General features: G+C 61.0%; 8 protein-coding genes, 1 tRNA gene and 1 pseudogene. 6 read left to right on the top strand and 4 right to left on the bottom strand.

Annotation, left to right across the window (positions count from 1 at the left end):
• Window positions 1–58: 58 nt before the first annotated feature.
• Window positions 59–1,480, bottom strand: a complete 1,422-nt coding sequence (locus tag AC6FTP_RS15665) for a sulfatase family protein (protein WP_497207854.1) — start codon at window positions 1,478–1,480, stop codon at window positions 59–61.
• Between the two features lie 240 nt (window positions 1,481–1,720).
• On the opposite strand from AC6FTP_RS15665, the gene thrH reads away from it, so the two are divergent.
• Together thrH and AC6FTP_RS15655 are read left to right on the top strand one after the other, a co-directional pair.
• Window positions 1,721–2,326: a bifunctional phosphoserine phosphatase/homoserine phosphotransferase ThrH gene (thrH, locus tag AC6FTP_RS15660; RefSeq protein ID WP_497207853.1), complete on the top strand. Its 606-nt coding sequence runs from the start codon at window positions 1,721–1,723 to the stop codon at window positions 2,324–2,326.
• An 87-nt stretch (window positions 2,327–2,413) separates the two neighbouring features.
• Entirely contained in the window at window positions 2,414–4,720 is a 2,307-nt protein-coding gene (locus AC6FTP_RS15655; protein WP_497207852.1) for a PSD1 and planctomycete cytochrome C domain-containing protein, read from the top strand.
• An 87-nt stretch (window positions 4,721–4,807) separates the two neighbouring features.
• On the opposite strand, the gene AC6FTP_RS15650 is transcribed toward AC6FTP_RS15655, so the two are convergent.
• Window positions 4,808–4,892: transfer RNA gene (locus AC6FTP_RS15650), tRNA-Leu, on the bottom strand.
• 152 nt (window positions 4,893–5,044) lie between these two features.
• Here AC6FTP_RS15650 and AC6FTP_RS15645 point away from each other — a divergent pair.
• A complete protein-coding gene (locus tag AC6FTP_RS15645) occupies window positions 5,045–6,055 on the top strand; it encodes a zinc-dependent alcohol dehydrogenase family protein (RefSeq protein WP_497207851.1) in 1,011 nt (336 codons plus the stop codon).
• Between the two features lie 248 nt (window positions 6,056–6,303).
• On the opposite strand, the gene AC6FTP_RS15640 is transcribed toward AC6FTP_RS15645, so the two are convergent.
• Window positions 6,304–9,030 carry a DEAD/DEAH box helicase gene (locus AC6FTP_RS15640; protein ID WP_497207850.1) on the bottom strand — a complete coding sequence of 909 codons (2,727 nt, stop codon included), beginning with the start codon at window positions 9,028–9,030 and terminating at the stop codon, window positions 6,304–6,306.
• 213 nt (window positions 9,031–9,243) lie between these two features.
• On the opposite strand from AC6FTP_RS15640, the gene AC6FTP_RS15635 reads away from it, so the two are divergent.
• Both AC6FTP_RS15635 and AC6FTP_RS15630 read left to right on the top strand, forming a co-directional pair.
• The gene (locus AC6FTP_RS15635; protein ID WP_497207849.1) at window positions 9,244–10,011 is read left to right on the top strand and encodes a L,D-transpeptidase family protein; all 768 of its coding nucleotides are present in this window, start codon (window positions 9,244–9,246) and stop codon (window positions 10,009–10,011) included.
• Between the two features lie 63 nt (window positions 10,012–10,074).
• Window positions 10,075–11,502, top strand: coding sequence for a DUF1501 domain-containing protein (locus AC6FTP_RS15630; protein ID WP_497207848.1), 1,428 nt, complete (start codon window positions 10,075–10,077; stop codon window positions 11,500–11,502).
• A gap of 5 nt (window positions 11,503–11,507) precedes the next feature.
• Here the strand turns inward: AC6FTP_RS15630 and AC6FTP_RS15625 are convergent, their stop codons facing one another.
• The gene (locus tag AC6FTP_RS15625; protein ID WP_497207847.1) at window positions 11,508–14,201 is read right to left on the bottom strand and encodes an outer membrane protein assembly factor BamB family protein; all 2,694 of its coding nucleotides are present in this window, start codon (window positions 14,199–14,201) and stop codon (window positions 11,508–11,510) included.
• A gap of 50 nt (window positions 14,202–14,251) precedes the next feature.
• Here AC6FTP_RS15625 and AC6FTP_RS15620 point away from each other — a divergent pair.
• Window positions 14,252–14,805 (top strand): annotated as a pseudogene (locus AC6FTP_RS15620) (hypothetical protein); the annotation flags it as partial.

Here is a 14,805-nt window from a genome sequence, read left to right as displayed (position 1 = left end):
GGCCGCTCTGGGGGGGGGATACAGTGAACGGGCTGAAGCCCGAACTACGAACACGAACTCAGGGAGCGATGAGCGGCTTCGGATTCTCGACGCGGCCTAGCGGACGCACGCCGGGGGCGTCTTTGCCATCGAGGCCGAGGTCAGCTTTCATTGCTTCAGCCAAAGCCGTGAGCTGGGTGACTTGATCTGTCATGGTCGCGGCGATGTTCTCAGCCTCGCCGATGTCGGAGTCGAGGTCGTAGAGTTCCTTCTTGGCGAGGTGGAGTTTCCACGGGCCAGAGCGGACGGCCTGGAGCTGGAAGCCGCTGTAGTAATAGAAGACCTCGCGTGGTTTGAAAGCCATGCGGTCGCCTAGCAACAAGGCGGAGAGGTCGATGCCGTCGATCTTCCGATCCGTGGGAGTCTGGCCGCCACCAAGCGCGGCGAAGGTGGGGAGCCAATCCATGTGGCTGGTGATGGCGTTGGTGGTGCTGGTCGCTGGAACTTTGCCGGGCCACCAGGCGAGGGTGCAGACTCTCATGCCACCTTCGAGCGTGCTGCCTTTGCCACCACGCAGCGGGGTGTTGTCGGAGCCTTGTTGGAGCGGGCCGCCGTTGTCGCTGGTGAAGATGACGAGCGTTTTGGAGTCGAGCTGAAGTTCGCGGAGCGTGTCGAGGATCTGCCCAGCACACCAGTCCACTTCCATGACCCAGTCTTTTTGCAGGCTGATGCCGGATTTGCCCATGAAATCCTGATGCGGGTAATGGGGGAAGTGGACGGCGTTGTGCGGCAGGTAGAGGAAGAAGGGCTTGTCCTTGTGCTCGCGGATGTAGCTCACCGTGCGCTCGGTGTAGCGGCGGGACATGGTGTGCTGTTCGGCGGCTTTGATGCGCTCAACCTTCGTGCCATCGAGCATCGGCAGCGGTGGCTGGCTGTTGCCTTTGAGGCCGGTTTCGTCGTTGGCAGGCGGGGCTTTGCCCTTCTTGCCTGCGCCTTTGGGATTGGGCAAAGGCTGGCCTGGATTGCTCTTCGAGCCTTCGGAGGCGAGGCCCATGTCATTGGAATAAGGGATGCCGAAGTAGCTGTCGAAACCCTGCGCGGTGGGCAGGAACTCGGGCTGGTCACCGAGGTGCCATTTGCCAATGCAGGCGGTAGCATAGCCAGCGGGTTTCAGCGCTTCGGCGATGGTGATTTCTTTTGGGTTCAAGCCAACGGCAGCGGCTGGAAAAAGCACGCCACCGATGGGCAGCACACGTTTCGGATAGCAACCGGTCATCATGGCGGCGCGCGATGGCGAGCAAACGGGCGCGGCGTAGTGGCTGGTGAGCTTCATGCCTTCCTTGGCCATGCGGTCGAGGTTCGGCGTGGGCACCTTGCCACCGAAGGGGCCGATGTCCGCGTAGCCGAGATCGTCGATGTTGATGAGGATGAGATTCGGCTTCTCAGCGGAGAGCAGAGGGCTGATGGCGGAGAGGAAGAAAAGTGCGATGAGTGAGCGCATGGAGGTGCGGTGAACGTGGCAAGTAGAACGAGTTTGCAACTCGTACACTGGTGAGGCGGGTTTTAACCCCGCCTTTTCTTCCCTGAGTTGAAAACTCGGAGCACCCGCGATCGGGGAGTGATTGGAGCAGAAATACGCCGAAGGGTGAGACTCGGAGACTGAGAACCTTGATCCTCACGCGCCATGAAACTGCGGCGAACCCGTTGCATCCGCAGCGGTTCACGCTAGGGAAACGGACCCATGCAGCAAACCATCGTCACCCTGGACCTCGAAGGCGTTCTCGTGCCTGAAATTTGGATCGCCTTTGCCGAAAAGACCGGCATCCCCGAATTGCGCCGCACCACGCGTGACGAGCCTGATTACGATGTGCTCATGAAGGGTCGGCTCGCCATCCTCGATCAGCATGGACTCAAGCTGCCCGACATCCAGGAAGTGATCGGCACGCTGGCACCCATGGATGGCGCGAAGGCCTTCCTCGACGAATTGCGCTCCATCACCCAGGTCATCATCCTGAGCGATACCTTTGAAGAGTTTGCCCAGCCGCTGATGCGCCAGCTCGCCTGGCCGACGATCTTTTGTCATCACCTCGAAACAGACAGCGCGAGACGCATCGTGAACTACAAGCTGCGTCAGCCGAATCAGAAGCAGAAGTCCGTCGCTGCTTTCAAGGCACTGAACTACAAGGTCATCGCCGCCGGGGATTCCTTCAATGACACGACGATGCTCGGTGAAGCCCACTGCGGCTTCTTTTTCCATGCTCCCGAAAGCATTCGTGCGCAGTTCCCGCAGTTCCAGGGCTTCGATCAGTATCCTGACCTGCTCGCGGCGATGAAAGCCGAGCTGTGATCCTCACCGGACTGGCTTCCCCGTGAAATGCAGCCCTGGTTGTGACGTAGAAAGAAACATCCGCGAACTCGGTCGCGGCCATCTGCAATGAAATACTCCCTCCCCAGCTTCCTGGCGCTTGCCTTCACCTCCTTGAACGCCGCTGAATCCACGCGTGTCGGCAAGGTGGAGTTCAACCGCGATGTGCGGCCCATTTTGTCGGAGAACTGCTACGCCTGCCATGGCTTCGATCCGAAGCATCGTGAAGCAGACCTGCGCCTCGATACCTTCGATGGCGCGACGGAAGACCGCGATGGCGCGCGCGGCATCGTGCCCGGCGATGTGATGAAATCCGACGTCTGGCAGCGCATCATCAGCGCAGACAAAGACGAGGTCATGCCGCCGCCGAAATCTCACAAGCCGCCGCTCACGGCGAGGCAGCGCGAGATTTTGAAAATCTGGATCGAGCAAGGGGCCAAGTATGAGCGCCACTGGTCCTTCGAGCCGCCGAAAGCTATCCCTGGCGGTAGCATCGACCGCTTCATTCAGAGTCGTCTCGCCGAGGAGAACTTAAAACCGTCGCCGCTGGCTGATGCCACCACGCTCATTCGCCGTGTGTCTCTCGATCTGACCGGACTGCCCCCTACGCCGGCGGAGGTGGATGCCTTTGTGGCCGACAAATCAGAGAACGCCTATGCCAGGCTGGTGGACCGTCTGCTCGCCAGCAAGCACTACGGCGAGCGCTGGGGCCGCTGGTGGCTGGATCAGGCGCGTTACGCTGACAGCAACGGTTACTCCATCGACGCACCGCGCCAGATCTGGAAATTCCGCGACTGGGTGATTGAGGCGCTGAACGCAGACATGCCTTTTGATCAATTCACCATCGAGCAGCTCGCTGGTGATCTGCTGCCGAATGCCACCGAGTCGCAGAAGATCGCCACGGGCTTCCACCGCAACACGCAGATCAATCAGGAGGGTGGTATCGATAAAGAGCAGTTCCGCATCGACAGTGTCTTTGATCGCGTGGCGACGACCGGCAGTGTCTGGCTCGGCCTGAGCATCGGCTGCGCGCAATGCCATGATCACAAGTTCGATCCTATCGAGCAGCGTGAGTATTACCGGATGTTTGCCTTCCTGAACAACCAGGACGAGCCCACGATGAAAGTCGCCGATCCAAGTGTCGATGTCGCGGGCATGACGGCTGAGTTCAAGGAACTCGACACTAAGCTGCAAGCGCTGATCAAAGAGCGCTACCGTGAGATCACCGACTGGGAGAAGGGGATGTCGCCCGAATTTCGGAAGAAGCTGATGGCTGGCATCAGGAAAGCCGCCGAGAAGCCCGTGGCGAAACGGACGCTGGCAGACAACGTCACCCTTTTCACCAATATCGTGAACCCCAGTGATCCGCTCCGCATCCTGAGCGACCGCCACAAGGAACTCGATACGCAGCTCAACCAAGGCACAACGACGATGGTGATGAAGGAGCTGCCGAAGCCGCGCAAGACGACGGTGTTCATCAAGGGCGACTTCACTCGCCCAGCGGATGAAGTCACGCCTGGAACACCGAAGGTCCTGCATCCCTTTGAGCAGCCCCAAGGTCAGCCCAACCGGCTGGACCTCGCCAAGTGGATCGTCAGTCCGCAGAATCCGCTCACGGCACGAGTCATCGTCAACCGCGTGTGGCAGCAGTATTTTGGACGCGGTATTGTCGAGACAGACAATGACTTCGGGATGCAGGGCACGATGCCATCCCACCCTGAACTGCTCGACTGGCTGGCCACGGAATTCATGGCGAAAAAGTGGAGTCTCAAAGATTTACACCGGGTCATCGTCACCTCCCACACCTATCGCCAAAGCTCATCCAATCGGCCGGAGCTTCGCGAGAAAGATCCGAACAACTACCTCCTCGCCCGCCAGACCCGACTCCGTCTCGATGCCGAAGTCGTGCGCGATGTCGCCCTCACTGCCAGCGGCCTGCTTTCACCGAAGCTCGGTGGACCGCCCGTGTATCCGCCGATCCCGGATGGCGTGATGGGCCAGGGGCAGGTGAAGCGCGTCTGGGCTGTCAGCAAAGGTGCCGATAAATATCGCCGTGGACTCTACACCTTCATCTATCGCGCCTCTCCGCCGCCTTCCTTGAATGTCTTCGATGCACCGGATGGCTTCAGCAGTTGCACCCGCCGCATCCGCAGCAACACACCGCTTCAGGCGCTGACGCTGATGAATGACAGCGGCTTCTTTGAGTTCGCCACGGCGCTGGAGAAGATCATTCAAAAGGACGGCCTCGAAACCGCCTTCCGCCGCTGTACCACACGTGCGCCGAAGCCGGATGAGATCGCCTTGCTGCAGAAGCTCGACACGCTGAATGCTGCCCGCGCGCTGCTGAATCTCGATGAAACCGTGACACGCGAATAGCGTGTGCTGACAGGAGTCTGTGCTGAGTTTGATCAATGCCAAAACTCATGCCGTAACTTCAAACGGCCAGACTCTTTTTTCAAAGAGTGGTGCTCGGGAAGGGACTCGAACCCTTAAGCCTTTCGGCACAAGATCCTTAGTCTTGCGCGTATACCAATTCCGCCACCCGAGCAGGGCTGCGTTTTGCAGGGCCGCGAGTATAGCGCGACCATAGCGGATGCAACCTTGAGTTTATCTTTTTTCAAAAGAGTTTCAGCCGCTGCCGATGAAGCTCTTTTGAAAAGCTTGTCGTCATCGAGCCTCCCAGCTATCACGAGCGCCCTCATGAAAGCCTATCAAATCATCGGCACAGATGGTCTCGCCTCGCTTCAGCAAGTCACGCTCGATGCGCCCACACCCAAGCCTGGAGAAGTGCTTGTCCGTCTTCGCGCATGCTGCCTGAACTATCGCGATTACATGAACGTGATGGGCATTCGCGGCGTCACCGGTCCGATCCCGCGCATCCCATGCTCGGACGGGGCAGGGGAGATCGCCGCGCTTGGCGATGACGTGAGCGGGTGGAGCATCGGCCAGCGCGTGGTGATCCCCTTCATGCCGACATGGATCAAGGGTGGCTTCACTCAGCAGCACGCCAGCCAGGCGCTTGGTGGTGCGGTGGATGGATTGCTGCGCGAGTTTGCCTGTTTGCCTGCCGAGAGTCTGCTGCCGATTCCAGATTATCTGAGCTTCGAAGAGGCGGCGACTCTGCCATGCGCGGCGGTGACTGCCTGGGATGCTCTTCGAGTGCGTGGTGATCTCCTGGCGGGTGAAACCGTGCTTGTTCTCGGCACCGGTGGAGTTTCCATCTTCGCGCTTCAGTTCGCAAAGCTGGCCGGTGCGCGTGTGCTCGCCACCACAAGCAGCGAGTCGAAGGCTGAGCGACTCCTCGAACTCGGCGCGGAAGCCGTTCACATTTACAAAAACGACCCCGCTTGGGACGACTGGGCGCTCGCTCAGAGGGGAGGCTTGGGCGTGGACAAGGTCATCGAAATTGGCGGGCCGGAGACCTTGAATCGCTCCATCAAAGCCACACGCTTCGGTGGTCACATCTCGCTCATCGGCGTGCTCACCGGCACGTCTGGAGAAGTGCAGACCGTCGGCATTCTGCGCAAAGGCATCCGCCTCGATGGCATCTATGTCGGCTCACGCGCCATGTTTGCGGCAATGCTGGATCACATGAGCGCCGCACAGATGCGTCCGGTGATCGACAGCACTTTTGAATTCGATCAAGCCGCCGATGCCTTCCGCCGGATCGAGAGCGGGCAGCACTTCGGCAAGATCGTGATTCGAGTCTGAGTTGAGCCCATTTCCAAACCTCCCTTTAGCCCACAGGGCAAGCCTTTGAATAGCCTTGGATTGAGGAACGAAACCCATGGTCATGGAGCGGCTCATCTTGTCTCAAGACCGAACCCCAGATGGGGGCATGCGTAACATGATCGACGACGCCATCGGTGGCACCACCCGTGGGACGGCCGTGCTCAAGCGGGCGGATGAGAATGACTTTGCGGAAGGGTGAGCCTCCGACGGACCTTTGGCCAGCCGCCTCACGCCTCCAGCAGGCGCTGAATGTCTTCGTTGGTTAGCGTGAGTTTCTCGGCGCGGCCAGTGAGCAGGCCCTCAACGAGGGCGGCCTTGGTCTTTTGCAGCTCGACGATGCGCTCTTCGATGGTGCTCTGGCAGATGAGCTTGTGGATGAAGACGGGCTTCGTTTGCCCGATGCGGTGGGCTCGGTCGCTGGCCTGGGCTTCGGCGGCGGGATTCCACCAGGGGTCGTAATGGATGACGGTGTCCGCCGTGGTGAGGTTCAGCCCGGAGCCTCCGGCTTTAAGGCTGATGAGGAAGACGGGCACCTCGCCTTTTTGAAAGCGGAGCTGCGGGGTCTCGCGGTCCTTGGTCTGGCCGGTGATTTGCACGAAGTCGATGCCGGCCTTCTTCAGCTCGGCCTCGATGATGGCGAGCATCTCGGTGAACTGGCTGAAGATGAGGACGCGGTGGCCTTCATCCAGCAGCTCGGGCAGGAGATCCTCCATGAGGTAGGCGGTCTTGGCGGAGACTTCGAGCTTCTTCGCGGCATCGATCTTCAGGAGCTGCGGGTGGCAGCAGACCTGACGGAGTTTTAATAAGGCATCGAGCACGATGATCTGGCTGCGCTCGATCCCCTGATTGCTGATGGCCTCGCGCACCCGTGCATCCATGGCGGCGCGGATGGTTTCGTAGAGGTCGGTCTGGGCTTTATCCAGCTCGATGCTGTGGATGATCTCGGTCTTCGGCGGCAGGTCTTTGGCGACGGCACTCTTGGTTCGCCGGAGAAGAAGGGGCGCGAGTCTTGAGGAGAGCTGCTGCTGGCGCTCGGTATCGGCATCCCGCTCGATGGGGGTGCGATAGTAGGTGCGGAAGGTCTCTGCATCGCCGAGCAGGCCGGGCATGAGGAAATGAAAGAGGCTCCAGAGCTCGCCGAGGTGGTTTTCCATCGGCGTGCCGGTGAGGCAGAGGCGGTGACGGCACTTCAGACTGCCTGCGGCCTGGGCGGCCTTGCTCTTGGGGTTCTTGATGTTCTGAGCTTCATCGAGGGCGATGACATGCCACTCGATCTGGCCGAGCTGGTCGCAATCGCGCACCAGGAGGGGAAAGGAGGTGATGACGAGGTCGTGCTTCTTGATGCGGTGGAAGTCGGCATGGCGGTCGTCGCCATGCAGGAGCAGGACGTTCATGGCGGGCGTGAACTTCGCGGCCTCGCGCGCCCAGTTGCGAATCACGGAGGTGGGCGCGACGATGAGGGTGGGCCGGTCCATGCGCCCGGCTTCTTTTTCGGTGAGCAGATGGGCGAGTGTCTGCACGGTCTTGCCGAGGCCCATGTCATCAGCCAGCACGCCATGAAGGCTGAACTCACGGAGGAATTGCAGCCAGGAGAGGCCCTCGCGTTGATAGGGTCGCAGGCTGGCCTTTAGCCCCACGGGCGGCTCCACAAGAGACATCTCTTTGAAGCCGAGCAGCCGTTCGCGGAGGATACCAAGCTCGGCGGGAGCGCGGATGGGCAGGCGGTCGAGTGTCGAAAGCTGGGCGGCGCGGAGTTTATCGAGCTGGAGCTTGCCGTCCTTCCGCGCGGGGCGGGTGGCGAGCAGTTCGTCGAGGAAGCGCAGCAGGACGAGCAGGTGGCGTGCGGGCACGGAGAGCACATCATGGCTCGGCGGCGGAAGCGCGAGGAGGAAGCGCTGATCGAGGTTTTGCTCCAGCATGGCGGGCGTGAGCCCCTGCTCGATGCAATCGACGAGGATGGGCACGAGGGAGACGCGCTGGCCTTCGATCTCGATGCCGAGGTCCAGGGAGAAGCTATCGCGCCCGGCGGACTCGCTTTGAAGATCCGTGAACCAGGCCTCCTCGCTCGCCTGATGGATGACAAAACCGAAGTCAGGACTGATCTGCACGTCCCAGCCTTCGGCGAGTAATGCGGGGACCTGCTCCTCGAGAAAGCGCGCCCAAAAGATGGACTGCGTGGACTCGGCTACGGACATGAGCGGCTGGAGAGTCTCGGTGCACTGCACATCGGGCAAAAGATCGCGCACGAGGGCGAGCCCTTTTTGCATGAGATCCGCCACGTAGAGGCGCTCCATGCGCAGATGGCGGGTGAGCACATGCGTGCTGCCATCCTCCGCCGTCCAGCGCGAGCCAGTGCCACGACCGAGCATCTGGAAAATGTCCGGGCAGTCATCGTAGCACACGCGCGGCTCGGCGACGCCGATGCTCCGCCTGACCTGCTGGAGGGCCGTGCGGGCCATCTTTAAATGCGGACGCTCGATGGTGATGCGGCGCAGCACGAGCACGGGCCGGGGCTGGTCGTTCGGCACGATAACGGTGATGTCCTCCGGCTTCGGCGGCTCCTCAGCGACACGGGACTTACCCTTGGCCGAGATGATTTCGACGAGCTGCTGCCCCTCGGGTTTGCCGAGCACGAGCATCAGCGTGGCCGCGTGCTCACAGAGGGCGCGCTTGCCGAAACAGGAGCAGGACGAGGTGACCTGGAGGTCGCCATTCGCTACAAGCCGCAGGTGCAGACGCGGCTCGTGGTAGCTCTGGTCATTCGGGCCGACTTCCCCCGCGATGTCGATCTCAGTCGCGCCCGTGGTCACGGCAGACGTGAGGCGCATGTGCCCGCCCCTGCTGCGCTTCATCGCCAGCTCCATGACCGAGCGCTGAAAGAGCCACATCCATGATTTGCGGGCCATTTGGGACCAGAGCTGGGAGAATGAAAAGTCGGGGGAGGAATCAGGCACGCGGAGCAGGTGCGCTTAGCGCGTGGGCAAAAAAATACAACCCTGTCGGAGATCAGCGGTCAGGAAAAAAACCCCCAAAACCTGAAGCCAATCGTTTGTCCCGACAGGGTTGATATATGAGTTATATTCGGTTGGCGTTTGGCGCGGCAATCCTAAAAATGTCTGTGCTGGGCAAAAATCTTTTTCCCGTGCATACCTTGTGATCACACCCCTATGAATCAGGTCTCGTTTCCATCTTTTCGTGCTGTGTTTGCCCTGCTGCTGGCAGCCGGATTATTCGGCTTTATTGCCCCCGAGGCTTCCGCGCAGCTTGGCGGCTCCGTCCGTCAGGTCATCGTGGCCCGCGCGCCGTCCTGGAGTTCGAACACCGCCTCTCTGCAATGCTTCCAGCGTGCCTCCGCCCGCGAGCCCTGGCAGCCTGTCTTTGCCAAGCCGGTGCCGGTGCTGCTGGGAAGAAAAGGTCTGGCCTGGGGACGTGGCGTCTTCACTCCGCCGCAGAATGGTGTGCCGATGAAGGTGGAGAAAGACTGGAAGGCTCCGGCGGGTGTCTTCCACCTTGGGACGCTCTTTGGCTACGCCGCAAAAGGGCCGACGGGCAGCCGCTGGCCCTACCACCAGGTCGGCCCTTGGGATGCGTATGTGGATGACTCCCAGAACCCTTACTACAACCAGCATGTGCGCATTGATCCGCGCCAAGTACCGCCATGGTTCGAGAAGCAAAAGATGCGCCTCGGCGATGCCGCCTACAAATGGATGCTGGAGATCCGCCACAATCAAAAGCCCGCCTGGCCCGGCTATGGCAGCGCCATCTTCTTCCATGTGCGCCGTGGGCCTGACAAACCCAGCGCTGGCTGCACGACGATGGCCGTGGAGAATCTGGAGCGGCTGATCCGCTGGGTCGATCCCGCTGCCTATCCGCACTATGTCCTGCTTCCGTCAGCGGATTACGACCAACTGCGCGGCCCCTGGAAGCTGCCGTGACCGCCTTTGCCTCCTGAGCGGAATAAACCGCACTCCAACCGCGTTTTGAAATCCACCGTCTGCATGAATCCCGAACACGCCCTCCGCGACATCACCCGCCGCCACTTTTTCAGCCGCTGCTCCGTCGGCGTCGGCTCCATCGCGCTGAGTTCGCTCATGGCAACCCCTTCTGCCAAGAACCCGCTGCTGCCGAAGAAGACGCACTTCCCCGCGAAGGCGAAGAACGTGATCTACCTCTTCATGGCGGGCGGACCTTCGCAGTTGGAGATGTTTGAGCACAAGCCGCTGCTCACCAAGCTCAACGGCAAGCCGATCCCGGAGAGCTACACGAAGGGCAAGCGCTTCGCCTTCATGGACAGCAGCCACCGCAGCGATCTGCTGGGCCCGAAGATCGCCTTCAAGCAGCACGGCCAGTCCGGTGCGTGGGTCAGCGACTTCCTGCCGCACACGGCAAAGATCGTCGATGATCTGGCCTTCGTCACCACCTGCAAAACCGAGCTCTTCAACCACGCCCCCGCCAAGCTTTACATGAACAGCGGCAGCGGCCTTTTTGGTCGGCCAAGCATGGGCTCATGGGTGACTTACGGCCTCGGCAGTGAATGCGATGACCTGCCCGGCTTCGTGGTGCTGCAAAGCGGTCCACGCGGTCCACGCGGCGGTGCCGTTCTCTGGGGCAGCGGCGTTTTGCCCTCCACCTATCAAGGCGTGCCACTGCGCAATCAGGGCGACCCCATCGTGAATCTATCCACACCGAAGGAGATCAGCCCGGCACAGCAGCGGCAGGTGGTGGATGCCGTGCGTGATCTGAACATGAAGCGCCTCGTTGAGACCGGAGATGACGAGATCTCCACCCGCATCAACGCCTACGAGATGGCCTACCGCATGCAGACCAGCGCCCCCGAGTTGATGGACACCGCAGGCGAATCCCAGGCCACGCTGGACATGTATGGCATCAAGGACGCGAAGGAGACCAGCTTTGCCCGCAACTGCCTGCTCGCGCGTCGCCTCGTCGAACGCGGTGTCCGCTTCGTGCAGCTCTACGACACGAACTGGGACCACCACGGCGGCCCCACGGAGAATCTGGAGAAGCACATGCCGCTGAAGTGTGCCGACATCGACCAAGCTTGTGCCGCGCTCGTGAAGGATCTCAAGCAGCGCGGCCTGCTCGACGACACCATCGTCGTCTGGGGCGGCGAGTTTGGCCGCACCCCGATGGGCGAAGTCCGTGAATCCACAGGCCGCAACCACCACATCGACGCCTTCACCATGTGGTTCGCCGGCGGCGGCTTCAAACCCGGCACCATTTATGGCCAGACAGATGAGTTTGGCTTCGGAGCCGTGGAGAATCCCGTCCACGTCCACGACATCCACGCCACGATCCTGCATCAACTCGGCCTCGATCACGAACGCCTCAGCGTCCGCTCTCAAGGCCTCGACTTCCGCCTCACCGGAGTCGATCCAGCAAAGGTCATCAAGCCGATCCTCGCCTGAGCAGGTCAGTCCCGCACTTCCCAAGCCGGAGGCAGTTTTGCAGACTCCGGCCCATAGGTCTGCGAGACGACGAAGCCGCTCGCCTGTGACGTGTAAAAGATGCGACCATTGCTGACGACGGCTCCGAGGCACTCACGGGAGTCGATGGCTGGGCCGGTGGAGACGAGTTTGCCGTCCTGGCTGAGATCGATCATATCCATGTTCGCGCCGAGTACATACGGCTCGCTCATGGTGAAGCGGCAGCAGGCGTAGTTCGTTAGGATGCTGTAGGTCACTTTGCCGGTCTCGCGGTCGAAGATGTTGCCTTTGCCGCGCAGGGCGTTGGAGAAGATGAAGCGCTCGCCGACGCTCACGACATTCAGCGCGCTGGTCACAGCATCGGACTTCCAGATGAGCTTGCCGGTATTGGCATCCAGGCACCACACATGACGGTCCTCGGTGCCCGCGCTCGCCTTGTTGTAGCCGCCGATGTAGAGCTTGCCGTCGCGGGCGCTGAGGGTGCATTTGGCGGTGACGTAATACTCATTCGTCTGCCAGAGGATCTTCCCCGTCTGCGGATCAATGCAGCAGGTGAGGCCGTTGTTTTCCACCGGCAGGCCACGACGCCGTTTCGTCTCGGCATCGTAGCCAAAGAAGACGCTGTAGTAGAGCTTGCCATCAAGCACGCAGATGCCGCAGTCATTGCCGCCGCGTCCTTGCTCAAAGAAGTCCTTTTCCCACACCACCTTGCCCGTTTCGAGATCCCAAGCCCACACTCGCGGATGATGGTTCTTCGGGTAATACGGATTGTCATTCGAGTAGATGAAGCTCATCACCTCGCGACCATCGGCGGGCTTCACGAGATCACCGCCAAAGGTCCACGGCTTCTCGCTGCCCTGCGCTGCATAGTCGCCCGTACCCGAGGCATAGATGGCGACCTTTCCAGAGACGACCGGCGGGAACTGCCGGCTCCAGCTCGGGCTGCCGGTGAAGGGCGCTTCCCACAGCATCTTGCCTGTCGCGGCATCCAAACAACGCACGAAGGATTTCTTCATGCCCGCCTGGGGAATGAGCAGCTTGCCATCAATGTAGAGCGGTGACGTGAAGCTCAAATACACATCCGGCCACCACTTCCTCCACACCAGGCGCCCTGTGTCCTGCTCGACCGCGATGATCTGGCCCTCCGCCGTGTGGGTGTAGAGCCTTCCGCCGCCGCAGACGGGCAGATGCTTCACCGTGCCTTCGAGACGACGCGCCCACCTCATACGCAACGGCGGCGCGAGTTGCTGATCGTTCGAGTTCGTGCCCGCGAAGTTGCCGTAGTTCGTGTACCAGTCGTATTTCGCATCGGCGAGCTTGCCGGTGAGGGGACTGCGGATGCTCGACACCAAAGGGCCAAGGAACTCCGTTTGAGTGGTCGCAGGCTTCGACACGAACAGGTAGAGCGAGCCGTCCTCGCTCGGCACATAGATGCGTCCGTCAGCCACGGCCACGGGTGCTGTGATGGATGCATTGAGGGTCTTCAATTCCATCGTCTTACCACCATCGAGAGGCACCACTTTGACTGATCCATCGAAGCATCCAAAGATCGCGTGGCTCTTGGTCAGCACGGGTGGGCAGATGGAACCCGCGCCGCTCAGCGTCTTCATCTCTTTCGTGCTCATGTTGTGCCTGATCAGCCCGCGATCTGTCTCCGGTTTCACGCGAAACACATCACTCCCGCGAATGGCGACAGGCGAGAAGCTGAGCAGGCCATCCATGCGGATGTTCGTTTCGGTGCCTGCCACGAATTCGCCGACTTTCAGCGTGTCGCCTTCGAGGCGCATGATGTCCACCCGGCCGGCATTGTCGCGGCGATGCCATTGCACATAGACGTTGCCGTCGTCATCGGCGCTCTGGCCAAAGGTCGCGGGATACTCCTTGCCCGACCAGTCGGGGATCTCGCCCGTGGCCTTGAGCTTCGGGGCGGCTCCCGTGTCTTCGAGGAAGAGCGTGCGGCCACCGGCAGGGATGACGATGACGTTGCCCTTGATGAGACAGATGTCGCGCGAACAAACAAAGTGGTCTTTCCAGTTCACGCGACCATCGCTGGAGGTGGGCTTGGCACCTGGCTTCAGGGTCTTCAGCATGCGCTCCTCACAGAACTTCGCCCATGCCTCGCCGCTCCAGCGATTGCCATCGAAGCCGACGACTTCCTTCACGAAGTCCCACTTCCACTGCTGCTCGCCCGCATGAGTGAGCGCCAGCACCTGTGCGCCGAGTGTGGCGACATACACGCGATCCTTTGCCACCACCGGCGTGCTGAAGATGGGCTCTCCGCAGTCGATCTCCTTCACCACCGCGCCCGTTTCGCGATCCAGCACATAGTGGATGCCCGCCGTGGTGCCGAAATGGAGGTGCTTCCCCGCGATGGCAGGCGAGGACACATTGTTCACGTTCTGCTTCCCGCCTTTGCTTTGGAAGCGCCAGACCTCCTTCAGTGTCGCTGCATCGAAGCAGGCCGCGCAGCCCGAGCCATCCACGACATAGACCTTGCCACCAGCGACGACAGGCGAGGTGTAGATGCCATCCGTCATCGCCACCGCGCCTTGCAGGCCGAGCTTCTCGACATCGAGATCCACCGCAGCCGCATTGCCCGAGTGCGCCGCATTGAACATGAACTGCGGCCAGTCTTCAGCGAGAGCGGTGGTGGCAAGAAAGAGGAGGGTGAGGCGAAGCATGGCTTCACATACGGGCGAAAAGCATGTCCCTTCTCGGCGTACTGCTTTTCATGACCCACCGCCGCCACTTTCTCTCCACGCTCGTCCTCGCCCCCTTCGCCCTTCGCGGCCAGGAGACACCGAAGTTCCCACCGACCCGCATCATCACGCGCGGCCCCGGCTTCCACTGGTTCGCCTACTACGACAAGCTCCAGTTCTCCCCCGACAACCGCTTCGTCCTGAGCAACAAGGTCAGCTTCGAGCACCGCTCACCCACCGGCGATGACGTGATCGAGGTGGGCATGGTGGACCTCCAGGATGGCGACAAATGGATCCCGCTCGGCAAGTCGAACGCCTGGAACTGGCAGCAGGGCTGCATGTTGCAATGGATCCCCGGCACCGAATCGAAGGTCATCTGGAATGACCGCGAGAAAGACAAGTTCGTCTGCCACATCCTCGACGTGAAGACGATGGAAAAGCACACCCTGCCCGCGCCCATCTACGCCCTGAGCCCGAATGGCAAGGAAGCCGTCTCCTGTGATTTCTCCCGCGTGGCCGACTGCCGCCCCGGTTATGGTTACGCAGGCATCAAAGACCGCTTCTTTGACGACATGGCCCCCACAGG

The sequence above is a fragment of the Prosthecobacter sp. genome, from assembly GCF_044378005.1.
GTDB lineage: Bacteria > Verrucomicrobiota > Verrucomicrobiia > Verrucomicrobiales > Verrucomicrobiaceae > Prosthecobacter.
This window is presented reverse-complemented; position numbering and strand designations above follow the sequence as displayed.